The sequence below is a fragment of the Mycobacterium sp. DL genome (assembly GCF_039729195.1).
Taxonomy (GTDB): domain Bacteria; phylum Actinomycetota; class Actinomycetes; order Mycobacteriales; family Mycobacteriaceae; genus Mycobacterium; species Mycobacterium hippocampi_A.
Genome location: NZ_CP155796.1, coordinates 1,004,621 through 1,028,806 on the forward strand (window position 1 = coordinate 1,004,621; position 24,186 = coordinate 1,028,806).

The 24,186-nt window shown below is 65.4% G+C and carries 27 protein-coding genes; 12 read left to right on the forward strand and 15 right to left on the reverse strand.

The features are described 5' to 3' along the window. The first annotated feature begins 51 nt into the window (after positions 1–51). The 3 genes from ABDC78_RS04860 (at position 52) to ABDC78_RS04870 (ending at position 1,902) form a co-directional block, all read left to right on the forward strand. A complete protein-coding gene (locus ABDC78_RS04860) occupies positions 52–1,161 on the forward strand; it encodes a hypothetical protein (protein ID WP_178358671.1) in 1,110 nt (369 codons plus the stop codon). Positions 1,162–1,264: 103 nt separating this feature from the next. Continuing rightward, the gene (locus ABDC78_RS04865) at positions 1,265–1,510 is read left to right on the forward strand and encodes a type II toxin-antitoxin system VapB family antitoxin (RefSeq protein WP_178358670.1); all 246 of its coding nucleotides are present in this window, start codon (positions 1,265–1,267) and stop codon (positions 1,508–1,510) included. Then, positions 1,507–1,902: a type II toxin-antitoxin system VapC family toxin gene (locus ABDC78_RS04870; RefSeq protein WP_178358669.1), complete on the forward strand. Its 396-nt coding sequence runs from the start codon at positions 1,507–1,509 to the stop codon at positions 1,900–1,902. The genes ABDC78_RS04865 and ABDC78_RS04870 overlap by 4 nt, the downstream gene beginning before the upstream one ends. A 55-nt stretch (positions 1,903–1,957) precedes the next feature. Here ABDC78_RS04870 and ABDC78_RS04875 read toward each other — a convergent pair whose 3' ends face one another. The 3 genes from ABDC78_RS04875 to ABDC78_RS04885 form a co-directional block, all read right to left on the reverse strand. Continuing rightward, positions 1,958–2,770 carry a hypothetical protein gene (locus ABDC78_RS04875; RefSeq protein WP_178358668.1) on the reverse strand — a complete coding sequence of 271 codons (813 nt, stop codon included), beginning with the start codon at positions 2,768–2,770 and terminating at the stop codon, positions 1,958–1,960. Next, entirely contained in the window at positions 2,722–3,960 is a 1,239-nt protein-coding gene (locus tag ABDC78_RS04880; protein ID WP_178358667.1) for a hypothetical protein, read from the reverse strand. Before ABDC78_RS04880 ends, ABDC78_RS04875 begins: the two co-directional genes overlap by 49 nt. A gap of 130 nt (positions 3,961–4,090) precedes the next feature. Then, a complete protein-coding gene (locus ABDC78_RS04885; RefSeq protein WP_178358666.1) occupies positions 4,091–4,375 on the reverse strand; it encodes a type VII secretion target in 285 nt (94 codons plus the stop codon). Between the two features lie 219 nt (positions 4,376–4,594). Here ABDC78_RS04885 and ABDC78_RS04890 point away from each other — a divergent pair, with 219 nt between their 5' ends. Together ABDC78_RS04890 and ABDC78_RS04895 are read left to right on the forward strand one after the other, a co-directional pair. Next, complete coding sequence (locus ABDC78_RS04890; protein ID WP_178358665.1) at positions 4,595–6,253, forward strand: NERD domain-containing protein; 1,659 nt, start codon at positions 4,595–4,597, stop codon at positions 6,251–6,253. A 119-nt stretch (positions 6,254–6,372) separates the two neighbouring features. Further along, positions 6,373–7,179 (forward strand): hypothetical protein, encoded by an 807-nt coding sequence (locus ABDC78_RS04895; protein ID WP_178358664.1) that lies wholly within the window; start codon positions 6,373–6,375, stop codon positions 7,177–7,179. Between the two features lie 230 nt (positions 7,180–7,409). Here the strand turns inward: ABDC78_RS04895 and ABDC78_RS04900 are convergent, their stop codons facing one another. The 3 genes from ABDC78_RS04900 to ABDC78_RS04910 all read right to left on the reverse strand — a co-directional run bounded on the left by ABDC78_RS04900 (position 7,410) and on the right by ABDC78_RS04910 (position 9,082). Continuing rightward, positions 7,410–7,760: a type II toxin-antitoxin system PemK/MazF family toxin gene (locus ABDC78_RS04900; RefSeq protein WP_178358663.1), complete on the reverse strand. Its 351-nt coding sequence runs from the start codon at positions 7,758–7,760 to the stop codon at positions 7,410–7,412. Next, positions 7,760–7,972: a ribbon-helix-helix domain-containing protein gene (locus tag ABDC78_RS04905; protein WP_178358662.1), complete on the reverse strand. Its 213-nt coding sequence runs from the start codon at positions 7,970–7,972 to the stop codon at positions 7,760–7,762. Before ABDC78_RS04905 ends, ABDC78_RS04900 begins: the two co-directional genes overlap by 1 nt. A 93-nt stretch (positions 7,973–8,065) precedes the next feature. Continuing rightward, entirely contained in the window at positions 8,066–9,082 is a 1,017-nt protein-coding gene (locus tag ABDC78_RS04910) for a TIGR03617 family F420-dependent LLM class oxidoreductase (protein WP_178358661.1), read from the reverse strand. Between the two features lie 116 nt (positions 9,083–9,198). On the opposite strand from ABDC78_RS04910, the gene ABDC78_RS04915 reads away from it, so the two are divergent. Further along, a complete protein-coding gene (locus ABDC78_RS04915; RefSeq protein ID WP_178358660.1) occupies positions 9,199–10,071 on the forward strand; it encodes a hypothetical protein in 873 nt (290 codons plus the stop codon). Positions 10,072–10,284: 213 nt separating this feature from the next. Here the strand turns inward: ABDC78_RS04915 and ABDC78_RS04920 are convergent, their stop codons facing one another. From ABDC78_RS04920 to ABDC78_RS04940, 5 genes are all read right to left on the reverse strand, one after another. After that, positions 10,285–10,647: a hypothetical protein gene (locus ABDC78_RS04920; RefSeq protein ID WP_178358659.1), complete on the reverse strand. Its 363-nt coding sequence runs from the start codon at positions 10,645–10,647 to the stop codon at positions 10,285–10,287. Positions 10,648–10,732: 85 nt separating this feature from the next. Beyond that, a complete protein-coding gene (locus tag ABDC78_RS04925; RefSeq protein ID WP_178358658.1) occupies positions 10,733–11,347 on the reverse strand; it encodes a hypothetical protein in 615 nt (204 codons plus the stop codon). Next, the gene (locus ABDC78_RS04930; protein WP_256736036.1) at positions 11,344–12,279 is read right to left on the reverse strand and encodes a hypothetical protein; all 936 of its coding nucleotides are present in this window, start codon (positions 12,277–12,279) and stop codon (positions 11,344–11,346) included. The genes ABDC78_RS04925 and ABDC78_RS04930 overlap by 4 nt, the downstream gene beginning before the upstream one ends. A gap of 219 nt (positions 12,280–12,498) precedes the next feature. Then, on the reverse strand, positions 12,499–12,780 hold the full coding sequence (locus tag ABDC78_RS04935; protein ID WP_178358657.1) for a type VII secretion target: 282 nt from the start codon (positions 12,778–12,780) through the stop codon (positions 12,499–12,501). A gap of 147 nt (positions 12,781–12,927) precedes the next feature. Further along, a complete protein-coding gene (locus ABDC78_RS04940) occupies positions 12,928–13,896 on the reverse strand; it encodes a hypothetical protein (RefSeq protein ID WP_178358656.1) in 969 nt (322 codons plus the stop codon). Positions 13,897–14,022: 126 nt separating this feature from the next. Here ABDC78_RS04940 and ABDC78_RS04945 point away from each other — a divergent pair, with 126 nt between their 5' ends. From ABDC78_RS04945 to ABDC78_RS04955, 3 genes are all read left to right on the forward strand, one after another. Further along, positions 14,023–14,811, forward strand: coding sequence for a maleylpyruvate isomerase family mycothiol-dependent enzyme (locus ABDC78_RS04945; protein ID WP_178358655.1), 789 nt, complete (start codon positions 14,023–14,025; stop codon positions 14,809–14,811). Then, positions 14,808–15,506 (forward strand): DsbA family protein, encoded by a 699-nt coding sequence (locus tag ABDC78_RS04950; protein WP_178358654.1) that lies wholly within the window; start codon positions 14,808–14,810, stop codon positions 15,504–15,506. Before ABDC78_RS04945 ends, ABDC78_RS04950 begins: the two co-directional genes overlap by 4 nt. Before the next feature lie 128 nt (positions 15,507–15,634). Further along, positions 15,635–17,023 (forward strand): wax ester/triacylglycerol synthase family O-acyltransferase, encoded by a 1,389-nt coding sequence (locus ABDC78_RS04955; protein ID WP_178358653.1) that lies wholly within the window; start codon positions 15,635–15,637, stop codon positions 17,021–17,023. 120 nt (positions 17,024–17,143) lie between these two features. Here the strand turns inward: ABDC78_RS04955 and ABDC78_RS04960 are convergent, their stop codons facing one another. Then, on the reverse strand, positions 17,144–18,748 hold the full coding sequence (locus ABDC78_RS04960; RefSeq protein ID WP_178358652.1) for an MFS transporter: 1,605 nt from the start codon (positions 18,746–18,748) through the stop codon (positions 17,144–17,146). A gap of 189 nt (positions 18,749–18,937) precedes the next feature. Here ABDC78_RS04960 and ABDC78_RS04965 point away from each other — a divergent pair, with 189 nt between their 5' ends. After that, the gene (locus ABDC78_RS04965) at positions 18,938–20,374 is read left to right on the forward strand and encodes a sensor domain-containing protein (protein WP_178358651.1); all 1,437 of its coding nucleotides are present in this window, start codon (positions 18,938–18,940) and stop codon (positions 20,372–20,374) included. 10 nt (positions 20,375–20,384) lie between these two features. On the opposite strand, the gene ABDC78_RS04970 is transcribed toward ABDC78_RS04965, so the two are convergent. Together ABDC78_RS04970 and ABDC78_RS04975 are read right to left on the reverse strand one after the other, a co-directional pair. Further along, positions 20,385–21,239: an NAD(P)H-binding protein gene (locus ABDC78_RS04970; RefSeq protein ID WP_178358650.1), complete on the reverse strand. Its 855-nt coding sequence runs from the start codon at positions 21,237–21,239 to the stop codon at positions 20,385–20,387. Beyond that, positions 21,232–21,690, reverse strand: a complete 459-nt coding sequence (locus ABDC78_RS04975) for a nuclear transport factor 2 family protein (protein WP_178358649.1) — start codon at positions 21,688–21,690, stop codon at positions 21,232–21,234. Before ABDC78_RS04975 ends, ABDC78_RS04970 begins: the two co-directional genes overlap by 8 nt. Before the next feature lie 107 nt (positions 21,691–21,797). Here ABDC78_RS04975 and ABDC78_RS04980 point away from each other — a divergent pair, with 107 nt between their 5' ends. Next, positions 21,798–22,412, forward strand: a complete 615-nt coding sequence (locus tag ABDC78_RS04980; protein ID WP_178358648.1) for a TetR-like C-terminal domain-containing protein — start codon at positions 21,798–21,800, stop codon at positions 22,410–22,412. Positions 22,413–22,493: 81 nt separating this feature from the next. On the opposite strand, the gene ABDC78_RS04985 is transcribed toward ABDC78_RS04980, so the two are convergent. Next, positions 22,494–23,495, reverse strand: coding sequence for a TerC/Alx family metal homeostasis membrane protein (locus ABDC78_RS04985; RefSeq protein WP_178358647.1), 1,002 nt, complete (start codon positions 23,493–23,495; stop codon positions 22,494–22,496). Positions 23,496–23,636: 141 nt separating this feature from the next. On the opposite strand from ABDC78_RS04985, the gene ABDC78_RS04990 reads away from it, so the two are divergent. Then, complete coding sequence (locus ABDC78_RS04990; protein ID WP_178358646.1) at positions 23,637–24,182, forward strand: YceI family protein; 546 nt, start codon at positions 23,637–23,639, stop codon at positions 24,180–24,182. The last annotated feature ends 4 nt before the right edge of the window (positions 24,183–24,186 follow it).

Consider the following 24,186-nt stretch of genomic DNA (forward strand, 5'->3'; position numbering starts at 1 on the left):
ACGCTGCCCGACCGCTCCGACCTGTCGGCCGTCGCGGGTAACGTCCGCTCCGTGAACGAGGCACGCAAGCGTCGAAAGGCCAAGCAGGCGCGTCGTGATGCACAGCGGATCAGAGCGCGCGAGCCGGAGACGCCTGACGAAACGCCGTTGATCGACGAGGTGCGTAGGGCGTTGGCCGGCCCCCCGCTCGAGCTACTCGGCATGGTGAGCATGCTCATCGAAGCGACCAAACCCGACCCGCTGGCGTGGCTGCCGTCGCGCCCGAAGCGGGAGACGGTCGACCTCGCGCGCCTGCTGGACAGTTTGGTCGGCGTCCACGTCCGCGAGACGACCGCCCTGCTTGCCGTACTGGGCGAACTCCTCGATGCCAGCGATGCACAACAGCGATGCCGCCGGGAGGTCGCCGCCCGGCAGGACGTCATGCCACCGTGGATCGCAGATCTGGCGGACGTCGACGTGTATCGGGCGGTGCGGAAAACCCACGTGCTCGGTGACGGCGACGAAATACTGATCGGCGCGAAGCTTGCCACCGGCGACGAACTGACCTGCGCCGCGTATGTCGACCACGCTCTGTACTCCGTCGTCAAAGATGCCTTCGTCATCCCGGATTCGATCGACACCGTGGTCCGCGTGGCCTCAGAGCACAACACCGACCCCGACACCACGTTTGTCGACATGGACCTGGCCGACGCGCGGGCCTGGCTCGATCATGGACTGGCGCAGGACCCCCTCTTTACGGGCCAGACGGATACGTGGCCCGGCTGCCGTCCTCTCCTGCACTGGCTGATCCGTCACCTGCCGACCGGCGGCAACAAACGCGAGTCGCCCGACTGGGACACCGAATCCCTCGAAGAGTTGTGTGACGCCTTCTTCGCCTCCGAGCGGGGCGCAACATTCGACCGACGCGAGCACCGCAGATTGCTCGAAGGGCTGCTCGCCACCGGCGACCCGCTGCGCTGGAGCGTGCCGCGGATCGAGCGACTGTTCCGTACCGACGACTACGAAGGCGACGTGCCGTTGGCTGTGGTGCTCGACGCCCCCGAACTGCTGGCAACCTTTATCCCATTCGCCCACGCACGCAGCGGAATCCGCGACGAACTCACCGCGGAAGCGCTTGCCGCGATCGAGGAGATCACCAGGAAGGCGGCGTCTGACAACTGACCTTCAGCCCTTCGAGATGCGCCCGAACGTGCGGAGTGCGGACCTGTGAGGGTGGTGATCAGCGGATACCAAGGTACCATCGTTAGGGTGGAAAGGTACCAACATGGCTTTGAACATCAAAGACGAGTCGGTCCACGACGCTGTCCGACAGCTCGCCAAGCTCACGGGTGAGTCGCAGGCCCAAGCGGTGGCGACCGCCGTGAACGACCGCCTGGCCAAGCTCCAGCAGGATGACCTCGCGGCACGCCTCATGGCACTCGGACACCGGACTGGGCAAAGGGTGTCTGCGGAGACCAAGACGCTCGATCACGCAGAGATGCTCTACGACGACAAGGGCCTTCCGGCGTGATCGCCGATACGTCAGCGATTATCGCAATCCTGCGCGATGAAGGCGACGCAGCGGTCTACGCCAGAGCGATCGCGTCGGCTGATGTGCGGCGACTGTCCGCTGCCAGTTATCTCGAATGCGGCATCGTGCTCGACTCACAGCGGGACCCAGTCGTGAGCAGAGCGTTGGACGAGTTGATCGACGAAGCCGGGATGGCGGTCGAGGCGGTCACTGAGCGCCAGGCTCGTCTGGCCCGCCAGGCCTATGCGGATTTCGGCAAGGGAAGCGGGCACCCTGCCCGGCTGAATTTTGGTGATTGCCTCTCGTACGCGCTTGCGACGGATCTACGCGAACCGCTGCTGTGGAAAGGGGGCGACTTCGGCTATACCGGCGTGCGATCCGCACTCGAGTAGCTCCGGCGCGCGCAACCGCGCCGTGCTTGGAGGTTCCCGGCTCGGTCGTGGGCTGTTACTCGGGTACGAAGTCTTCGGTCCTGAGTCGCTCGAGCGCGCGGCCATCGGCGAGTTCACCTCGGTTCTCCGGATGTAGCCAGTAGTGCCGAACCATCCAGTACAGCGCTGCGCTGTTGGTGGCATATCCGCTCGCGTTGTTCACGACCATCGGTCTCTCAGTGTCTTTGAGATAGAACGAGAACGGATCACGCCGGGGTCTCTGCGGCGCGGTAGGGGTGATCGCGGTGACGTCATCCCAAGTCGCTGCGTCGATGCGGAAAAGCTCGGTGTTCTCGATCCCGTTAGGAGTCAGTCGAAAGTGGCCCCGGCCGCGCACGATGAGCACACCCAGGCCGATCACCGCACAGATGAACAGCACTAACAGGAGACCCGGCTCGCGAACACGATCCACCGACGAAAACGGAAGCTCGTCACCATCGCGGTTGCGGAACAGCAGGGTGAATCCAGATGCCAAGGCGCCACCGAGGAAACTGCACCCGAGCAGCCAGGGCGCGAGCGGATCCGGGCGGAACGTGACACCGGACTGCTCGATGGCGCCAACACGTTGCTCCGATCGCAGCCAGCCGACGGCGATGCCAGCGAGCATGCCCAGAAAGAACATTGTCCAACCGCTGGCAACGACCGCGGCGAGTAAGTCGTTGCGGCTGATGGCAATTGCGGTGAGAACGAGGCCTTGAATGGCGCCACCGATAAATATCAGAAGGCCGAAGATGGTGAGCCAAGCTCGTCGCTTCCAGGTGGGAGGAGATGGCAGTTTCCCTACTGGCAAAATCGCTCCCCGACCTTGGCACCGAGCGACTCCATCCATCCGCCGATGGCCATGGAGCCGCCTATAGCGCCGGCGGGAACCATGACTGCCTGTACCGGCGGGAAGGGAAACACTGCGCCTGCAATTGCGCCGCCACCCGCTGCCCCGCCCACCTCACCGACGACCCCGAAGCTGCCCGCGAACCCCGTCACGCAGCGGTCATACGGCGTCTCAGCCGCCGCCACGGAGTAGATCGAGCTCAGGATGCTGACTGCCGGACCGCCGAACTTGGCGCCCTTGCCGATGGTCTCCGCGGCGTCCATCGACACCATCGGCAACCTGCCGCCGCGACCGACATGCGCATCCAACCCCGTCAGCGCGCTACTGATCGTGGCCGGCACCGGCCCGGTGAAGAACGGGTTGTCCGGCGGAAGCACCCCGTGGCGACCGTCGGGCAACGTGAAGCCGGCCGCGCGGACACCGTCCGGGGTTTCCGTGGCCTTGAAGATCGTGCCGTCGGCCCATTCGATCTCGGTGTTGTGAATCCCCTCGAACGTGGTCCACGACATCGTGCTGGATATGACGTCTCCATCGGTGTCGTAGTGCATGTGGCTGACGGTCGGATACTCCGGCGGGCCATACTCCCAGATGACGTGCTTGCTGCCGTCCTGCATGATCAGCGTCTTGCGAAACTCGTCTCCGTTGACGATCTCTTCCTTGGTGTCGCGCACCGTGGTGGCCATGTCTTCACCGCGCATCACCGACTGTTGTACGAGTCCCAGCGGATCCCGTGGGTTGGGTACTTCGTCCGCCGGTTTATCGAACCCGGGCAGCATCATTCCGCCCAGACCGTCCGCATTCGGCGCGACAAACCCGGACGGTTGCGCGGCGGCAGTGAGTCTTTCGGCGGCGGCGTCGTCGGCGTCTCCGACAGCCAGCAGCAGATCGTTGACGACGACCTGCTCGGCGGCCACCTTTTCCATCAGCGTGGCGACCTTCTCCGCCGACATCGCCGCCGGTTTGATCAGCACCACCCACTGGTCCGTCACCTGCAGCTCACCGGAGTCGATCTCGTCGGCCTTGTTCAACAGTGCGGTTCGGGTGGCGCCCAACGACGTCGCGCCGTCACATAAGGCCTTTCCGATCGCGGCGGTGTAGTCGCCGAACTCGGTAGCGTGGGTGTGCCCGCGGTTGAACATCTTCGACGCCGCGGTGTGGGCCGGGCCCTCCCAGGACCGGGTTTCGTCCATGGCTTCGAGATTGGCGTTGATCCCATCGACGGAGCGTTCGACTGTCTTGCCGGCAGATGTGACGGCAGGACCTGTGGACGACAGCGTGTCGGGGTTCCAGCTGGTGAGTCGTGAGCGGGACGGCAACACGTCAGAAGATGCGCTCGAAACTGCTGGCCAGGTCGGAATCTGTCACCTCGTAGGCGTCGCCCGCCCCGCGGACTGCGACACCGATGTCGCCGAGCTCGGCGGCGAGACCCTCGGCGCTTTCGGTGACGTGGCCGCCGACGAGCCGCGCCGCCCACTGGGTGGTGGATCCGGAGAGTCCGTCGGCGGCCGTGCCGACCCGGTGGCCGACGTTGGTGCTGCGAATGACTCCCGATGCCACGTCCACCTGACCGGCGAATGCTCTCAAGATCTCAGGATCAACCAGCACTACCGCCTCCTCACTCGACTGGACCAGCTACCAACCTAAGTGACTGCGGTCGACCGTCATGACACCAATTCGGCGGCGTCGGCGAACGGTGTTGAGGCTGCGCTGGCGGCGGAGTTTTCACCGGACTCCTCGCCGTGGCTGCAGTGTCAACGTCGGGGAACGGCCAGATTCGTCGGTCCCGCTCGCTACCATCCCAGGGACGAACGGGGGGACGTCCGCATGAGCATCACCGTCGCCGAGACACCTCGGCTGGCCAACGGCGCCGAGCGCAGGGTGTACCAGCTGCTGATCGACCAGCTCGAGCCCGGAGATCTCGTCATCCCGGGCAAGCGGGTCACCGACCACCTCAAGGACCACGAGGTCGACTTCTTCGTCGCCATCGAGGGCGCCGGCATCATCTGCGTCGAGGTCAAGGGCGGCGAGCTGTGGCACGACGGCGAGACCTGGTGGCAGAAGCGTGGCGGACACGAGCACAAGATCGACCCCGTGCGCCAGGCCCGCGAAGCCTGCTACGCGCTGCGGGACTTCATCGAGAAGGACCCGCGCTGGAGTCAGAATCGGCTGCGCTGGGACCACGTCGTCGTGCTGCCCAACACCGACCTCCCCGAGGACTTTGCGCTGCCCGAGTGTCCCCGCTGGAAAGTCATCGACCGCACCGATCTGCCCACGATGGTCGCCAAACTGCGGGCGATCCTGCTCGCCCAGGAACTCGACCGGCCGATGCTCACCCAGGACGGCATCGCCCAGCTCAACGAGGCCCTCAGCGGACGCGGCCTGCCGCAACGCAGCGTGGTCGCCCGCGCCCTCGAAAACGAAGACGCCGCAGACGTTCTCACCGAGCACCAGTCCGTCATCCTCGATGCGGTCCGGCTGCTGAACCGTGTGGAGGTCCGCGGCGGCGCCGGCAGCGGCAAGACGTTCCTGGCGATGGAGCAGGCCCGTCGGCTGGCCCGTGCCGGTCAACGTGTCGCGTTGGTCTGCTACTCCCACGGCTTGGCGTCCTACCTCGAGCGGATCACCGCGGCGTGGAACCGTCGCCATCACCCCGCCTACGTCGGCGAGTTCCACGACTTGGGCAAGACCTGGGGTGCACCCGAGGGACCCGACGAGACACTGCGTAACGACGAGACCGTCAAGTTCTGGGAACACGACCTGCCACTCCAGATGGCCCAGCTCGCTGCAGAACTCGAGCCCGGGCACCGGTTCGACGCGATCGTCGTCGACGAGGCACAGGACTTCGCCGACTCCTGGTGGGATCCGCTGCTGGCCGCGCTGAAAGACGAGGAGACCAGCGGCATCTACCTGTTCACCGATGAAGGTCAGCGGGTGTTCAGCCGGCACGGGTCGCCGCCGGTGCCGTTGGTCCCGCTGATCCTCGACCACAACCTGCGCAACACCCGCCAGATCGCGAACGCCTTCCAGCCGCTGGTGGATCACCCGATGCGGTTCCTCGGCGGTGAAGGGCCAGCGGTGAAGTACGTTGCCTGCGCGCGCGAGGACGCGATGGATGTCGGCGACGACGAGGTCGAGGTGCTGCTCGAACAGGGCTGGCGCCCCGAGGATGTTGCGCTACTCACCACCGGCACAAGGCATCCCGAGCAGAAGGAACGCCAAGCGGCCGGCAGCTCCGCGTACTGGGACAGCTTCTGGGACGCCGATCAAGTGTTCTATGGTCACGTGCTCGGCTTCAAAGGCCTCGAACGCCGGGCCGTCGTGCTCGTCGTCAACGAGGATGCCGCGTTCGAGCGCTCCCGCGAACGCCTCTACGTCGGGCTCTCGCGCGCCCGCGACCAACTCGTCGTCTGTGGTGACCCGGAGTTCATCCGGACTGTCGGGGGACCGGACCTGGCGCGGCGGTTGAACATTCCAGAGGTCTGAGGGCGGGGCTTTTCCACGGTTGTCGTTGAACGACTTGTGCCGCGCGTAGGCAGGTCCTGAGATTCTGACTGATCTGAAATGGAGAACGTCATCGCGTTTCCTAGGTAGAGGAGTAGCTGGTGGAGACAGAACTACTATGGGAATCGCTTCTTCCCCTGCTTCCGCACAACCGAACGGTCTGTCGTGGCATCCTTGGCCACCGAGTGGCTACGCAGGGCAGCGGGCCGTGCGAAGAGGGAGAGTTCGACGAGTTCTTGGACGCGTGTGGGATCGGTGTCCATGTCCTCTCGAATGACGGCACCCCACCTGCTGTGGTGATCTTTGGCCGCGAGGAATGGCAAGAGGCGGATGTCGACGCGCTTTGGGCTCGGACCGAAGGCGAGGGCGTGCGGGTCTATTCGCAGGAGATGGTACTTGCGTCAATGGCTATTGGCGTAGATCTGTATGAAATCTCGAATGGCGAGATCACCGACCTGATGCATAACTTCATAATTGGCCACGCAGCTCTCGAACGATTCTTTTATGTCGAACCCGACTCTGCTGTCAACACTGTCAACTTTCCTGACACCGTGAGCGTTGCTCCGAAGTCTGATCGGAAGCTTGTAGTCAACTTAGATACCGGCCATTGGCCGAGTTCGGGAGTGCTCGGGGCTTTGGGGTACCGCGTGGGTCGAAACGGGCTCCCTCAATCCGAAAGAAGAACTATTCTTGCCGAGGTTCTGACGGTCGAGTTGGTGGCTGGATCTCCCGCGGCGAATGAATACATCAAGCAATGGGGCGAGCCGGACAGCGTTCGTCGCCTTCAGAAGATGATCAACTCAATCGCCGCTTTCGCGCGGAATGCTCGTCGCAGGACGGGCGACTTCTCAGAAGCGATTGCCGACTGGGAAAGTGATCTGCAGTGGCTGCGATCAAGCTACGGGTAGAGAAGTCCGCCCGTCACTCGCAAATTCCCGTGGCGCCAAGGCTGGTAGCCATTTCGTCGAGTGTTGTGATCTGAGATAGATCGTTCCTGGCGTCGGCGGGCTCGATTCGCGACTCCTCAAGGTTTCATATTCTTGAGACCGCTTTCCGCCGCATTGAGACTGCGCTGACGGCGGGTTTTTCGACGATTTCGCCGCCGTGGCTGCAGTCTCAACGGAGCGGTCGGATCGGTTCACAATCCGAGATGGAGCCGCAGGGCGTCGTCGAGGAGGCGCCCCTCGTCCGGCGAGATTCTTCCGATGCGGCGGGAGAGACGTTGCACAGCAACTGATCTGACCTGCTCGGCTTGTGCTTTGGAATCCACCGGGAGGCCGTTGTCGAGATCGGCAGCGAGCGCCACTTGGAACGGATAGACGTTCTCGACATTGCTGGTCACCGGGACCACCGTGACGACTCCGCGCCCCAGTCGGTACGCGGTGGCGTTGGCGCGGTCATTGCTGACGACGACCGCCGGTCCGGTCTTGTCGGCCTCGCTGCCTCGAACAGGATCGAGCGCGACCTGCCAGATCTCACCGCGCCGCACTAGCGGACACCATCGCCGCTCGCACTCTCCCAGGCCTCGTCGTGGCCGGACCACTCCGACCACGCGTGCGCGTAGTCCTCTTCCAGGGCGGGATACCGCAGCATCTGAACGGCGCGTTGGATGGCCGCCGACCGCGACGACAGTCCCGCGGTTTCCACGTACGCGTCGATCACGGCCACGTCATCGTCGGACAGGCTCACGCTCAACTTCATGACCGCTATGCTACCCCGGTAGCATACGGGTAGCTACGTTGAGACTGCGCTGGCGGCGGGCTTTTCGACTGTTTCGCCGCCGTGGCTGCAGTCTCAACGCTCAGTGATGCGCTGTGCCACATCGCCGTAGCGTTCGATCCGCTCAGCATCGGCCAGCGCGTTGTACAGCACGATCCGCGTCGCCTTGTCGCCGTATCTCTCGATCAAAGCGTCGGCGAGACCGTCCCACGTCGACTCGGTTGCGAACGCCGTGATGTGCTCGTCGGAGATCTGCGCCGCCATGCCGGCGATATCGCCGGCCTTCTGCTTCTCCCGGATCCGCCCCGTGGTTCCCTCGAAGCCGGCTTCGTCCCAGATGAACGCGTAGTTCGGTGTGCTGCCGTAGAAGCTCATGCTGGCCCGCACCAACTCCCGCTCGCGATGGCGTTCCTCGTCGGTGTCGCCGACGATCGTCATCACCGGCACGATCACGGCGATATCCTCCGTCGACCGGTCCGACTTCGCCGCTCCCTCAGCCAGTTTCGGGAGGACATGCCGCGTGATGTACCCCGGCTCGCCGAGCGGGTGCACATGAATACCGTCGGCCACCTCGCCGGCCATCCGCAGCATCCACGGATTGACCGCGGCGACATCAACCTTCGGATCCGGCGCGTCGATCGGCCCGGCGCTCCACTGCGGGGTGATGAAGTCCAGGTCGTAGAACTCGCCGTGATGGTCGAGCGTGCCGGTTCGAAAGGCGGCAAAGCAGGCCTTGACCGCGAGCACGTAGTCCCGCAGGCGTGGGCCGGGATGGTCGAACGGCACGCCGTATCGGCGCACCACATGGGTGCGCACCTGAGTGCCGAGACCGAGCCGGAAGTTCCCGCCGGTGGCCTCCTGCAGCTCCCACGCCGTCGCGGCCGTCACGAACGGGCTGCGCGGGAATGCCACCGCGACGCCGGTCGACAGCTCCAGTCCCGGCGCTGCCTGCGCGGCGACCGCGGCGTTGAGATACGCGGTTCGGCCTGTCTCGGTGAAGAGCATCCCGGAGAAGTGCGCGGACTGCGTTCGTCGGGCGAGGTCGCCGATCGCCCGGAGCGGCTGGGGAGTGGTCATCACGTCGACGTGCACGGTTGGCACCCTACGCCGGGATGCGGCTGCCGTGTTCCAGATCCAGCCAGTCTGAATTCTCGCTCAGCAATCTTCTGCGGACACGAATTGTCTTAGTGCTCTGGAATAATGGCACAGTGACGCAAACACTGACCGAACGTCTGCACATCGTCGAAGGCAGCACCTGGAAAGACGCGGTGATCTCCCTGCTGGACTCCCGCTCACCCTACCGGCCATGGCGATACGGATTCGGTGAAGCCCAGATGGGCGATCCGGTCGCCATCGTGCTGAACACCGATCCGCCCTCGGTCCTGACCGTGTTGGGCCGGATCGGCGCCGACGGAACGCCCGACCGGGCCTTGGTCAACTGGCCCATGAGTTCGCCCGGTCTCGTCGATCTGGCGACGCTGGCAGTTATCGGCGATTTTGCGGACGATCCTCGGTCCACGTGGCAGCTCCGGGGCGACGCGGCGATCCAGATGGAGTTGGCGTTGACCGAGAGCGCCTACCGGGTCGACGAGTCCATGCGATTCGGCCACTCCTCGGTGGTGCAAGCCCGGATCCTGCTGTACTCAGAAGGCGAGTGCACGGGGTGTGGGGATGACATCGACTTCACCTGCGATGACGCCCGCGACGCCGTGCGCATCCACACCGTCGATGCGCCGGCACGAGCTTCGTCGCCGCCGGTGGTCAGGACGGAACGGCGTGCGAGCTACACATACGGTTGGGTTCGCGACAAGTGGTGGCTGCCGGAGTTACCCGCCGACCTTCCGGGGGTTCTCTGCCGTCGGTGCGCGGAGCACATGGACGACGAGGGCTGCTCGAGCCTGGTGGACTTCAGGTTCGAACGCCATCCGAAGTGTCCACGTTGTCGCGTCAGTCGGACGCAGAAGGTGATTCACACGGACATGTCGAATCCTCGGCGGCTCCCGTGGTTCGACTACCGCGGATGCATGAGAAACGATCAACACACCTGGACCTGCGGTGCATGCGGACTGGAATGGTGGTGATGCGGCCAGTCCGGTTGTGGACCGGCGGCACAAGGTTCGCGCGCGGGGGTCTCCGGACACGTGTGATGATTGACCACGTCATGGGTGAGTTCCAGGTTTCGGCATCGGGATGAGCGCGCAGCAATAGGGGGAAGCGTTGTGCCAGTTGCGATTCATCGGTCGCGACCCAGCAACCATCGTCACGATCGGCGCGAGGTCCTGAGCCGCCGCCAGTCACTGCCGGACATACTCGTCTCTCGAGAGCACCAAGGTGTCGGCGGGCTTTGAGATATCTACATACTGATGACCGGGACGATTGTTGCCAGAAAGGGAGTCCAGATTGTCGATGACTTCGCTTACCTTGGCAGGGTCAAATTTCCAGACGACGCTGGCGCCGTCTAGTTCAACGACGGACTCTCCGTTCCGGACAAAGAAATGGTGAGTGACGCCGTCGTGTGTCAGGCGCGATTGACCCTGCTGCACAGCGTTTTTCAGCGCATCAGCGAAGGTGGTGACGCCAGCGCCGTCCATGGCCAGAAGCACCACGTCATCGCCGAACATGAACTCGTGAGCGAGATCGACACGGATGATGCTCATGCGTCCCCTTGCGGATGTGGCTGACTGTGTCTAGGTCAACGATAGTCCGCACGGTAGCCACGCGAGTACACCAAGTTGGCTGACACTATGCTAGCGCTGACTGCAGAGCCTCCGAGAGGTCCCTAACCATACCGACGAGTTCGAGGTGGACTCTGTGGTCAGCTTCGGCGGTGACGAAGGTGTGATGTTCCACTAGAGCGCCCCGGCGAATCTGCCCGCGGATGCCAATGTCGCCGGCTTCCTGCACGAGGTAAGCGCTGTAACGCCCTCGCACCCTGCGCTTGTTCATCGCGAAATTGCCGACGGCCAGTGCCGCCGACACGTCATAACCAGGCGAACTCGGCAGGGACAGCGGTTCGATGGCTATGTTGTCGGCCTCAATGGCCTGCAATGTGCATGCCACATTGGCGTGCACGAACTCATGTGGAAGCGACCCGGTAAACGCGAAGAGGTTGACGATCTCGCAACCATCCCATGACAAACTGGATGAATTTCGATGCAATGCTATTCGCGTCGGCGCTTGATCGATGTCGGGTTGTCCAATGAGCCACCCTTCCGGAGGACTGGAAAGTGTCGGCAGCCAAGCCGGTAGATCCTGTCCTGTGGCGAGCGCTAGATCCGCAACGAAGTTTCTAGCGATATCCACAAGGGCCGGCACTGGCGCCAGTGCACTAAACCGATAAAACATGCTGGTGATCAATTCTGAACCAGCAGCATGTAGAGCATCGCGAGGAGGCCGCCGCCGGCAACAATGCCCGTACCAGTCGCGCCGGCGTTCGCCATGTCCTCAGGTGTTGGTGCAGGGATGTCGATGCGCGGGAGCGAAAGACTTGGAGTCGCCCCCGGTAGCGTGGTCGGAGCCGGCATGTCGGTGCTGGGAAATGGATCAAGCAGAGGATTCAAGGGCGGCCCCACGATGCCGGGGGCTGCCGGATTCTCCAACCAAGGCGGTAGGCCAGTGATGATCTGATTGTCTTTCACAGGCGGAAGGTCGCCGATCGGCACGTTGTCCCAAGGCGCATTCGGAGCGTTGTGCGGATTGAAGTCCCAATGTGGGTTGTGGTACCTATCGCCCGGGAAATACCGCCATTCACCTCCGTTTTCATCCCACAAACTCTGTCCGCCTTTTCCTGCCTCGCTGGGGCGGCTCGCAGGACCCGGCACGAGGTCGCCTGGGGTGGGCGGCTGTACTCCCTCTGGTGGTAGGCCCCGGGCCGGTTGCGATCCGCCCGGCGAGGTGCCGTCTAGATCCTCGGCTGGCGACTGCTTCCAATCGACCGCCTGAACCACGTGGTCGGTTGCGGTACTTTCGCCGAAGACAAGATCGCCGAGAGTGACTGAAGCGGAGGTAATATCAGCCGCCCGCTCCGTGTCGAGCGCCGCCAGAGCTGCTGCCCTGGTTCGAATATCAACCGCAAACGACTCCGCCTGGGCCTGCCGCGCGAACGCCTCGGCAGGGAACCACCCAGTCCTCTGCGTGTCGTGAACAGAGAGATCTTCGCTGACGGTGAAACCTTGCGACTCTGCTTCGCCAATGGCGATCAGTGCCTGCCTCTTCGCGAGTTCCAACTCGCTAGCGGCGTTGTCTGCGTAAGCCGCAGCTAAACGGAGCCCTTTGATGCAATCATTCACGCGCAGTCGATCCGTCCTTGCGCGTTCCTGCGCGGCAGCCGCGCCTCTGCCCGTCCATGGCGTCCCACCCGGCGATCCGATAAGCCGATGAACCTGTTCGAACGCGACTTCCCACGATTCAGCGACTCGATTCCAGAACCCCGCGCAATCCCGCAATTGTTCGGTTTCCCAATTGTGGATCTGAGACCGGCTCGGTACCGGCACGCTGGCTGGCACTTGCTATATCACCGTGGCGCCGATTTCCCGGGCCGATGCGGCGTCCTGGACGGTGTAATCACCCGCGGTCTGAGAAAGCTTGGCCGAGGTAGCCAACATTCTGCCTGCAAGCCTCTGGGCGGTCGCGTCGACACTGGTATTGACCGTGTTCATGGCAGCAGTAGTCGGCTGCCACGTATTCCCGGAGGTCTGAGGTGCGCCCGAAGTGGCTATCTCATCGGCGAGGTCCTCGCACCGAGTAGCCAAGGCGTGCAGACCTTCGGTGTTGACCCCCAAAACACCCATGCAGGGCAGTCTAGTGAAAACCGACGGGACGGCATTGCACTATTTGTTTGCGTGACCCCGTGGAATGGCTGGGCCACGGCAGCGCACCTCCTATGCAGGATGCCGCGTCGGAGCGGTTCCGCCGCTGGCGTCGGCAGTCACGAAATCTCATGACTTACTGATAGCCCTCAAGCGCTTGAAAATTCGAGATTCGAGCTGGGCGTCGAGGTCCAGGTCCAGCACCACCGAACCCATGTGCACGTCGCCCGTCGCGTGCTGTAACACCTTCGGCAGCGCCTCGACCACGTCGACCATGTCGGCGATGAACACGCGGTAGCTCTGCAGCGGAACATCAAACAGCCGTGCGCAATCGGTGAGAATGTCGGTGTATTGCGCCGAGGCGGACAGCCCACGGCAGCGTTCCGACAACTCGAGAAGTCGCTCGTGGTAGTCCATCACCCGGTGTGCGACGTGCTTGACCGCCTCGGCGTCGGTGGGATCGGCGATCGACCCCATGAACGCCGGCGAACCCATGAAACTCTCCAATTGACTTGCTGTCGTCAGCAATTCGTCCATCAGGCCGAGTAACGTGCCTGCCAGCTCCCTACCCGAGTACACCCTCGTGGTGTCCGCCGGGGTGAAGCCGAGCTCGCTGTCCCGCAGCCGCGGCAACAGGGGAGTCGTCCGCTGCACCAGAATCGACGTGAACAGCGCCCACTGCCACGCCTGCGGCTTGTCCCGCTCCAGCGCCAGCAGCTCGGCGGGCGTCTCGGCCATCGTTGCGATCGGCTCGAGCTCCTCGCCGTCGTCGCCATCCGGCAGTGCGGGCGCCGGCGCCACCTTGCGCATCGCGTCCGCTCCCTTCTGCCCGTAGATGGCGCGCGGATCGCCGGCCAGCATCCACCGGTGCTGGCGGTCCGCGCGGCGTTGCAGCTCCGCCGCTCGCTCCTCGGCCAGTTCCCGACGCTTCTGCACCTCCCGCGTGACCGCTCGTCCGACGAAGAACAGCCCCACCAGCGCCCCCGCGCCGACGACCCACCAGATGTACTTGACGATGAGCCCGACGATCAGCAACAGGACGACAATGGCAACGAACACGGACCCGTCGCCCACTTGAGGTTGCCGTCGTGCTGCCATGGCGTAACGGTACGAAGGACCACCGACACGTTGAGACTGTGCTGATGGCGGATGTTTCGCTGATTTCGGCGCCGCCACTGCAGTCTCAACGCTAAACATAAGCGGGGAACGACCGAAGGAGACGTTGTGGGACAGCCCGAGACCAGGAGCGTGGATGAGCTCCGCGCCGGCCTGGAGCACTGCTACGCCGCGATTGAAGCGCTCTGCGCGGACCTGAGCGACGACGAGTGGCAGGCGCAGTCTCTCTGCCCGGACTGGACCGTCCGCGACGTCGTCGACCACGTCACCAGCATCGAAGCCGTCATGGCCGGCTGGTTGCCCGACGATGACAAAACTCCGCCGTCGTTCGAGAAGGCCGGGGATTTCCTCGCCGACACCACCCCCTACCCGGACAAGGTCCGCGGCATCTACGACCTCCGGCGTCGTGACCTGGCGGCCCTGACCGACGAGGACGCCAACCGCCCGTCGTGGATGCCCGTCGGCCCCGGAACCTACGGCCGGTTCCTGGCCATCCGGGTGTTCGACTTCTGGGTGCACGAGCGCGACATCACGACCCCACTCGGCCGCACCACCGACGACACCGGAATCGCGGCGGAGCTCGCCCTGGCCGAGGTGGAGAACTCGATCGGCTACATCGTCGGCAAGAAGGTCGGCCTGCCCGACGGCAAGAGCCTCACCTTCGACCTCACCGGACCCCTCGCCCGTCAGCTGCATGTCGCCGTCAACGGACGGGCCGCGAGAGTCGACCACCTCGACCACCCCGACGTCACGGTGACCACCGACTCCACAACGCTCATCCAACTCGCCTGTGGGCGCATCGATCCACAGGCCCAGATCGACTCCGGCGCGATCAGCTGGACTGGTGACGACCAACTCGGTGACCGCGCCGCCCGCAACCTGCGGTTCACGATGTGACGAATCACCCTGTTTCCGTTGACTTCCACTTCGACATCATGTGCCCGTACGCATACCAGACGTCGCGGTGGATCCGCGAGGTGCGCGATCTGACCGGCCTGGAGGTGAACTGGCGGTTCTTCAGCCTCGAGGAGATCAACCGCCTGGAGGGCAAGAAGCACCCGTGGGAGCGGGAGTGGTCCTACGGCTGGTCGATGATGCGCATCGGCGCGCTGCTGCGTCGCCAGTCGATGGCCGACGTCGACGCCTGGTACGAACGGGCAGCGCGGGCACTGCACGTCGAGGGGCACAAGCCGCACGAAAAGGCCGTCGCGCAGCACCTTCTGGAGGAACTCGGCTTCGATCCGGGGTTGGTCGACCAGGCGATCGCCGACCCGACCACCGGCGACGAGGTGATGGCCGACCATCAGCGCGTCGTCGACGCGGACGGCTACGGGGTGCCCACGCTGTTCTTCCCCGACGGGCAGTGCCTGTTCGGGCCGGTGCTCATCGACCCGCCGGCGGGTGACGCGGCGGTGCGACTGTGGGACGCCGTGGTCGCGTGGACGGAGTTCCCGCATCTGTACGAGTTGCAGCGGCCAAAGACTGCCGCCGACCAGCAGGCGATCGCGGAGACCTTCCGCCCGTACATCGAGGCCAGGGACTGGGTGTCGATCAACCGCGGCAAGGTCGTCACCTTCGACAAGCCCCGTTGAGACTGCGCTGACGGCGGACTTTCTGCCCGAAACGGCGCCCTGAGCGCAGCCTCAACGAGGGGGCTGGCGCAGCCTCGACGAAGGGGGCTCGGGTTTGGCTTATCGGCCCGCGGGGGTACCTGGGCCGGGTGGAACGGCTGAGCGGTCTCGATGCAGGGCTCCTGTACAGCGAATCGTCGCGGGTGCTGCTCCATGTGTGCTCGGTCGTCGAGTTGGACACCGCGACGGTGCCCGGCGGCTACAGCTTCGAACGGTTCAGCGAGGACCTGGGGTCGCGGATGCAGGCGCTGCCCGAGCTGCGGGCGAAGCTCGGTGACAGCCAGCTGAACCTGGACCATCCGGTGTGGGTGGAGGACCACAACTTCGACCTGACCCGGCACCTGAAACGCATCGCTCTACCGTCGCCCGGTGGCCGCGTCGAGCTGGCCGATATCTGCGGGCACATCGCGTCGCAGCCGCTGGACCGCAGCAAGCCGCTGTGGGAGATGTGGGTGATCGAGGGTGTCGACGGCACCACTCCGGACGACGACGGCGGCCGGTTGGCGCTGATGCTCAAGGTGCACCACGCCGCGGTCGACGGGGTATCGGCAGCCAACCTGCTCAACACGCTGTGTGATCTCGAGATCGACGCCCCGCGCCCCGAACCGGTCGACGGGGTCGGCGACCCGTCGCCGCTGGCGATCGCGGCGGACGGGTTGGTGCGATTCGCGACCCGGCCGTGGGAGTTGACCAAGGTGATCCCCGAGACCGCGGCGATGGTGGTCAAGACTTTTAACCGTGCGGTCAACGGCACGGCCATGGCGGCGCCGTTCTCCGCGCCAGCGACCCGGTTCAACGCGGAACTGACGTCGGAGCGCTGCATCGCGCTGGTTCAGTTGGACCTGGCGGACGTCAAGAAGGTGAAGAACCTGTGCGAGGTCAAAGTCAACGACGTGGTGATGGCGCTGTGCGCGGGCGCACTGCGCGGTTTCCTGGCCGACCGCGAGGAGCTTCCGGACAAGCCGCTGATCGCTGTGGTGCCGGCCTCGGTGCACGACAGTTCAGACCGCCCGGGCCGCAACCAGCTGTCGGGGATGTTCTGCAACCTGCACACTGATATCGACGACCCGGCGCAGCGGCTGCGCGCGATCGCCGAATCAGACCTGCACGCAAAGGAACACAGCGGATCGCTGGGGCCGACGCTGCTGGTGGACCTGGCGCAGAGCATCTCCCGCGGCATGTTCGGCTGGATGCTGGGGCTGTTGTCCCGGACCCCGCTGGCCAGCACCCCGATTCTCAACGTCGTCATCTCCAACGTGGCGGGTCCGGCGTCGACGTTGTACAGCTGCGGCGCCGAGGTGACAGCGTTGTATCCGCTCGGCCCGATCTTCCACGGTGCCGGCCTGAACATCACGGTGATGTCGGTGGGGGACAAGCTGAACGTCGGCCTCATCTCCTGCCCGCAACTGGTGGATGACCTGTGGGACCTGGCTGACCGCTTCGACGTCGAACTGGGTGAGCTGCTCCGTCGTTGCTGAGCCTGTGAGCGAGATTGCACTCAGGGTCGTGATAGCACGGTGCAGAGCCGAATCCGCGGCCCTCAGTGCAATCTCGGCTATAGGGCCCGGGACCGTCCCGTGGCCGGCCGGCGCGTCACCTCACGGCAGGTTGCGCACCGCGATCAGATGATGGGAGACGGGCGCGCCGTCGACGTACTTCTCCACTGCCTGCTCGATCACCAGATCCTGCCCGGTGAGCCGGACGTAGTGCTGGTGCAGATGCTCGCCCCACGACCGGACGACGAACGTCTCGACGAACGTGTTCTCCCGTTCCACGCTGCGGTACAACCGCCACCGGGCGGCACCGGTGCGCTGCCGGGATCGGCCGAGAACCGCCATGACGGCCAGGAACTCGGCCTCGTCCTGCGGATCGACGCGGTAGGACGTCACCACCAGCACGGGTCCGTCGAGCGGTTCGGGCTCGAAGAGAAGAGTCGGTTCCGGCCAGTGCGTGGACGGGGTCAGGTCGAGGTCTCCGGTCCGCGCGTGCAGCGGCCACCAGAGCGACGACAGCGCGCACACCACCAACAGGCCTGCGCTGACCAGCAGGCTGGTGACGCTGGTCGTCGCACCCGCGAGCACACCCCACACCAGCGACCCCAGCGCCTGGCCACCCATGAAGATCAGCTGGTACACCGACAGTCCCCGCGCGCGCACCCACGCCGGCAAGCTCAACTGCATCGACGCATTGAGCGTCGACAGACACAACAGCCAGGCCGCGCCGCCGATCACCAAGGCGCCCAGCACCACACCGAAGTTGGGCACCAGCGCCAACACCGCGGTCGCCCCGGCGAATCCGGCGGCCGCGACCGTAAGCAACGTGTTCTGACTGAACCGCGCCCGCAACCGGGACAACCCGAACGCCCCGAGAACCGCGCCCACACCGAGCGCCCCGAGCAGCAGACCGTAACCCGCCGACGACAACCCCAGCTGGCGATCCGCGATCACCGGCAGCAGACCCCACAGCGCGCTGCCCGGCGCGATGAACAGCGCCGTCCGCAGCAGAATGCGCCGCACGATCGGCGCGCTGCGGATGAACCTGCCGCCGGCACTGAGTGCCGCCAGCGCCCGCTCCGACGGGTAGGACTGCTCGACGGTGGGCCGGCGCCACATGACCAGCACGAGGACGATCCCGGCGAAGGACACGGCGTTGAGTGCAAACACCAGCGTCGGCCCGGCCAGCGACACCAGCACACCGGCGATCGCGGGGCCGATCGCCCGCGCACCGTTCATGCTCATGCTGCCCAGTGCCGCAGCCGCCGGAATCTGCTCGGCCGGAACAAGATCAGGCTGGATGGCCTGCCACGCCGGCGCGGTGAGCGCCTGCCCGCAGCCGATGATGAACAGCAACAGCAGCAGCACGGTGGGGGTGGTCAGGCCGGCGCCGGTCAGCGTCGCCAGCGCGCCCACCGTCGCGGCCATCGCTCCCTGGGTCGCGATGAGCAGTCGACGCCGGTCGATCAGATCGGCGAGAACGCCGGAGGGCAGCGCCAGCAGCATCACCGGCAGCGTGGCCGCGGTCTGCACCAGTGGCACCAGCACCGCGGCGCGGGGGTCGCCGACGAGCATCCACTGCGCACCCACCATCTGCATCCAGGTGCCCAGGTTGGAGACGAACTGCGCGATCCACAGCGCACGGAACACCGGCGAGCGCAGCGGCGCCCACGTGGAGACGGCGTCAGCACGTGGTCTCGCCGATGTCATGGGCCACCTCGATGTCGAGTTACCCGAACAATGTAGCGGCGGAGCCTGGCCGTCCACCGCGTTGAGACTGCGCGGGCGGCGGGCCGCACTCACATCTCGTCGCGCTGGGTGCAGTCTGAACGGGGGATTTACCGCGATCCTTTGCTAACGTCTGCGTCAGGCGATACATGGGCAGGCAGGGGTGGATGGATGGCCGTCTTCATCAGTTACTCCAGCCATGACGGCGCCCGGGTGGAGCAACTGGCGGCCACGCTGCGGCGGGCGCGCGAGGAGATCTGGTACGACAGCGAACTCGGCGGCGGCGACGCCTGGTGGCGGATGATCCTCGACCGGATTCGGGTCTGTGACGTCTTCCTCGTGGCTTTGTCCCAGAACATGGCCCAGTCCAAAGCGTGCCAACTCGAGCTGCAGTACGCCCAGGCGCTCGGAAAGCCGATCGTGCCCGTCCAGGTGGGCCACATAGACAGCATGCGTACCAATCCGCTGGCGGCGACCCAGGTCATCGACTTCCAGAACCCCACCATCGACACCGGCATCGAGTTGGTTGCCTCGCTGAACGCGGCCCGTCGCCAGTCGGCGCCGCTGCCCGATCCGCTGCCGGACGAGCCGCCCATGCCGTTCGCGTACCTGATGCGGCTGGGCGGTCTGATCGCCGGCCCGGCTCTGACACCGCAACAGCAGACCGTCGTCGTCGCCGAGTTGCGGGCCGGCATCGAGGACGACGGTGACGACCCGTCGGCGCGCCAGGACATCCTGTCGCTGCTGCAGAGGCTGCGCGACCGGTCCGACGTCACCTACCGCACCCGCACCGAGGTCGACTCGCTGCTGGCGGCGATGGCTCCGCGACCGGCGGCGCCCCACTACCCGCCGCCGCCGATGCAGCGCCCGCCGGCCCCGCCGCAGCCCACATCGAAGAAGGGGCTGTTCATCGGCGCCGGCGTGGCCGTCGCGGCGATCATCGCGGTGGTGGTGGTGATCATCGTGGCGACCTCGGGCGGCGGATCCTCCGACAGCGAAGCGGCCGCGCCGTCGGACTCGCCCTCGGACGACACAACCGTGTCGGCGAGTCCCCGGTCGATGCTGCTCACACCCGAGGAAGTTGCATCGACGGTCGGGCTCGACAGCATCGAGCCCAATCCCATTGTCGCCCAAATGGATCTCACCACAGGCGAATTGTCGCGGCCCGAGTGCCTCGGCGCCTCGTACGTCACGATGGGAGACGCCTATCAGAACAGCGGCTACACGGCGGTGGCCTTTCAAGGGTTGAAGGCCGACGGTTACGACTCCGTCTGGGTCGGTCAGGGCGTGGTGGCCTTCCCGTCCGGCACCGAAGCGCAGGCGTTCCTGGACGCGGCCGCCAACCAGTGGTCAGCCTGCGCCGGGGACATCATCACGGTGACGTTCAGTGGCGCGCCGACACAGCAGTGGTCCTACAAGGACATCGAGCGCAGCGATGCGCAGATCACCCAGCAATCGCAGCAGATCGGTGCGGCGGGATACGGGTGTCAGCACACGCTGCGCCGCGAAGCGAACGTCCTCATCGACGTGATGGGCTGCCGTACGCCGCCCGGCGACGAAGCCGTTCAGCTCGCCGAGAAGATCGCCTCGAAGGTCGACGCCGCCTGAGCCTGCGCCGTCATCGGGCGGCGACGGGCGTCAGCGCGTGGGTCAGGAAGTCGCGCAGTGACGTCGGTGCGCGACCGGTGACGTCGAACACCGTGGAGGTGACGAAGTCCTGTTCGCCGGCGCGGATCCGCTCATCGAGGGCGGCGAGTCCCGCCGCGAAATCAGCCGAAAGACCCGCTGCGACAAGGCGGTTCGCCAGCGCATCGGTGGTGATGTCGACATGTCCGACCGGCTCGCCGAGCACCTCCGACACGATGGCCGCAGCCTGCGGATAGGACAGTGCCTCGGGTCCGGTGAGCACCAGGTCGTCGCCGACGGACTCGACCGACACCAGCGCCTGCACGGCGACCGCGGCGATATCGGCGGCGTCGATGAATCCGAGGCGGCCGTCACCAGTAGCTGTCATGACCTCGCGGGATTGCCGGATGCCTTCGGCCAGTGGACTATTGCCGACGAAGTTCTGCATGAACCACGACGGGCGCAGCACCGTGAAGTCGGTGAACAATCCGGCGACGACGTCATGGATCTCACCGAGCGCGGGTTCCCCGCGTGCTACCGCCGACGAACTCAACTGCACTACACGGCGCACGCCGCCCGCGGCGGCCTGCTCGAGAAACGGCCGAACCAGAGGGGCCGGATCGGCCACTCCGACCGGAGCGACGAGATAAACGGCGCGCACATCCGCCAGCGCCGAGGCGAAGGTGGTGTCGTCGGCCCAGTCGAAGCGCACGGCATCGCCGTCGCCGGTGTCGGGCCGCCGGCTCGCCGCCCGCACCGGATGGCCTCGGCTGCGCAGCCGAGCCACCACCTGGCTGCCGGTGTTGCCCGTCGCGCCGGTGACGAGAATCCAACCGTCGTCAGGCATTCTGATCCTGCGTGAAACCTGCCATCAGGCTCTCGGCCCCGCCCATCGCGATGGCGGCGGCCAGCGAATTCCAGTAGTCCCGATAGTGTTCGATGCCGTCGGGGCCGATGGTGATCACCGCGATGTAGTCCATGTGATAGTCGGTGCCGGTCCGCAGTGCGGCGCCGTCGGCGGTGAACTCCAGGATCACGGTGCCGGGGTCGAGTGTGTGCAGACGTCGATGCTCGGTGATCTCGTCGAGTCGGATGCTGGCGTTGTAGTCCTTCACGTACTCCCAGACCTCGTCGCGGCTCCGCAGCACGGGGTAGCCGGGTGGGGCGAACGGGAACTCCATCACGCCGTCGGGTGCCCATTGGTCGGCGAAGGCCCGCATGTCTCTGCGTCGCAAGCTGTCGAGCAGGTCATCGATCACTCGGTCAGCGTGGTCGCGACGTTCGTTGTCGGTGGACATTGCTTCCCTTTCGGTCGTTGGGAGTGTTGCGAGACGGAACGGTTCCGTATCGCGATAGTATGTCGACATGATGCTGACGTCCAGTGGCCCGCTTGTCAGGGTGCGCAATGTCTGAGGTGACCGCCGGCGGCCGGACCGCACTGAAGGCCGATGTCACCGACGGGATCATCGAAGCGGTGCTCGACGAACTCGCCGACGTCGGCTACGGCAAGCTCTCGATGGACGGAGTAGCCCGGCGCGCCCGAGCGGGAAAGGCCGCACTGTATCGGCGGTGGCCCTCCAAGCAGGACATGGTGCTCGATGCGGTGACGCGGATCAGCCTCCCGGCGGTGGTGGGCGGCAGCTCGGGGGACCTGGTCACCGACGTCGTCAACCTTGTTCAGAGCGTGGACGATTGGCTGAGCAACCCTCGGATGGCGCGGATCCTGCCGGATCTGCTGGCCGAGGCCAAGCGCAACACCAGCCTCGCCGACGCGCTCACCGAGCAGGTGGGTGTGACCCGTCGTGAGTACGGGCACGCGATGATGCGGGAAGCGGTGAAGCGCGGGGAGCTGAGCGCGGACCTCGACGTCGAGTACGCGCTCGACCTGGTGGCCGCACCCGTCTTCTGGCGGATCTGCGGCCGCCGTCAGGACACCACGCCGGAGTATCTCGACCGGGTGGTCGACACAGTGCTGCACGCGCTGGGGGGCGCCACGCCACCCACGTTGAGACTGCGCTGAGGGCGGGCCTCACTCGATTTTCTCCGCCCTGGCTGCAGTCTCAGCGCGCAGCGTCGCAGTCTCAAGGCACGGCGCGGTGTCTCAGTGCGGGCTGTTGTCCTCCCGGTGACCGCGCAGTGAACCCGGATGCGCCTTGGCCGTCGGGTCGCGGCGCGTCTTGAGCAGGCTGGCGACGGTGACGACCGCGAGGATCACCACGATCACCACCAGGCTGACGTAGGTGTCGATCTCGGGGATCTGCGGATTGACGTCGACGTGGCCCCAGTGCAGCACGAGCTTGACGCCGATGAACGCCAGGATGATCGACAACCCGGTCGACAGGTACACCAGCCGGTCCAGCAGGCCCTTGACGAGGAAGAACAGTGCCCGCAGGCCCAGCAGCGCAAAGGCGTTCGCGGTGAACACGATGTAGGGCTCGGCGGTGATGCCGAAGACGGCGGGGATGGAGTCCAGCGCGAACAGCAGATCCACGCTGCCGATCGCGATCAGCACCGCTACCAGCGGCGTGAACATCCGGCGTCCGTCGATGCGGGTGACCAGCTTGCCGCCGTGGTAGTCCTCGGTGACGGGCAGGAAGCGGCGCGTGGCGCGGACCATGATGTTGTTCTCGATGTCGGGGTCCTCGTCGCGATGCCGGAACAGCTGGATCGCGGTGAAGATCAGCAGCAGGCCGAACACCAGGAACATGAACGAGAACAGCGACAGCAACGTCGCTCCCAGCACGATGAAGATCGCGCGCATGATCAGGGCCAGGATGATGCCGAACGTCAGGACCTTGTGCTGATGCTCTTCGGGCACCGCGAACGTCGCCATGATGATCACGAACACGAAGAGGTTGTCGACCGACAGGCTCTTCTCGACGATGTAGCCGGCGAAGTACTCGGTGCCTAAGGTGCCGCCGTAGGTCGCGGTGAACCACACGCCGAACAACACGGCGACCATGATGTAGAACACCGACCATGCGGTGGCTTCCTTGAACCCGACGCGGTGGGGCCGGATGGCCGCCAGGGTGAGGTCCAGGGCGAGCAGGGCGATGATCACGCCGATCGTCGCACCCCATACCCACGGGCTGATATCGAGCATCTGGTCCGCTGACCTCCGTCTTGTCGAATTTCCTCCATATTTACGGGGGATGCGCGACCCGTCAAAGTCCGGCGCGTCTGGTCGCCGAATCGTAAGGTTCGCCACACCGGAGCGCCCGGTCGATAGCGCTACATTCGGCTGATGGCGACCACGGTGTGGAGACTGGATTCCGCGGACGGTCAGTTGCTGGTGACGACCGGAGTCGCGGGCCCGGCGGCGAAGATGGGTCACCGGTTGACGCTGTCGCTGACCTGGGAGGCGACCGTGCAATGGGTCGACGACGCACCGTCCGAGGTCGAGTTCGTCGCCGACGTCGGCTCTCTGCAGGTGCTGCGCGGCGACGGCGGTGTCAAGGGCCTGACGAGCCCGGAGAAGGCGCTGGCGCGATCGAACGCGCTGAAGGTGTTCGACGCCGGCCGGTATCCGCAGATCCGCTTTCACGCCGCCGACATCACACGCGCCGGCGACGGCTACCGCCTCACCGGCACGCTGGAAATCCACGGCACCACGCGCCCGCACGTCGTGGACCTGCAGGTGGAGGATCTCGGCGACACCTCGCGGATGTCGTGCGAAGGCCAGGTCAGGCACTCCGACTTCGGTCTGAAGCCGTACTCGTTGATGATGGGTGCGATGAAAGTCACCGACGAGGTGACGGTGTCGTTCAGCGCTGAGCGCGCCACGGGTTAGCAGT

Coding starts and splice junctions, on each gene's coding strand:
- ABDC78_RS04865 (WP_178358670.1), top strand. CDS start 1,265: ATGGCTTTGAACATCAAAGACGAGTCGGTCCACGACGCTGTCCGACAG.
- ABDC78_RS04875 (WP_178358668.1), bottom strand. CDS start 2,770: ATGGATGGAGTCGCTCGGTGCCAAGGTCGGGGAGCGATTTTGCCAGTA.
- ABDC78_RS04880 (WP_178358667.1), bottom strand. CDS start 3,960: ATGGACGAAACCCGGTCCTGGGAGGGCCCGGCCCACACCGCGGCGTCG.
- ABDC78_RS04890 (WP_178358665.1), top strand. CDS start 4,595: ATGAGCATCACCGTCGCCGAGACACCTCGGCTGGCCAACGGCGCCGAG.
- ABDC78_RS04905 (WP_178358662.1), bottom strand. CDS start 7,972: ATGAAGTTGAGCGTGAGCCTGTCCGACGATGACGTGGCCGTGATCGAC.
- ABDC78_RS04920 (WP_178358659.1), bottom strand. CDS start 10,647: ATGAGCATCATCCGTGTCGATCTCGCTCACGAGTTCATGTTCGGCGAT.
- ABDC78_RS04935 (WP_178358657.1), bottom strand. CDS start 12,780: ATGGGTGTTTTGGGGGTCAACACCGAAGGTCTGCACGCCTTGGCTACT.
- ABDC78_RS04940 (WP_178358656.1), bottom strand. CDS start 13,896: ATGGCAGCACGACGGCAACCTCAAGTGGGCGACGGGTCCGTGTTCGTT.
- ABDC78_RS04960 (WP_178358652.1), bottom strand. CDS start 18,748: ATGACATCGGCGAGACCACGTGCTGACGCCGTCTCCACGTGGGCGCCG.
- ABDC78_RS04965 (WP_178358651.1), top strand. CDS start 18,938: ATGGCCGTCTTCATCAGTTACTCCAGCCATGACGGCGCCCGGGTGGAG.
- ABDC78_RS04970 (WP_178358650.1), bottom strand. CDS start 21,239: ATGCCTGACGACGGTTGGATTCTCGTCACCGGCGCGACGGGCAACACC.
- ABDC78_RS04975 (WP_178358649.1), bottom strand. CDS start 21,690: ATGTCCACCGACAACGAACGTCGCGACCACGCTGACCGAGTGATCGAT.
- ABDC78_RS04980 (WP_178358648.1), top strand. CDS start 21,798: ATGTCTGAGGTGACCGCCGGCGGCCGGACCGCACTGAAGGCCGATGTC.
- ABDC78_RS04985 (WP_178358647.1), bottom strand. CDS start 23,495: ATGCTCGATATCAGCCCGTGGGTATGGGGTGCGACGATCGGCGTGATC.
- ABDC78_RS04990 (WP_178358646.1), top strand. CDS start 23,637: ATGGCGACCACGGTGTGGAGACTGGATTCCGCGGACGGTCAGTTGCTG.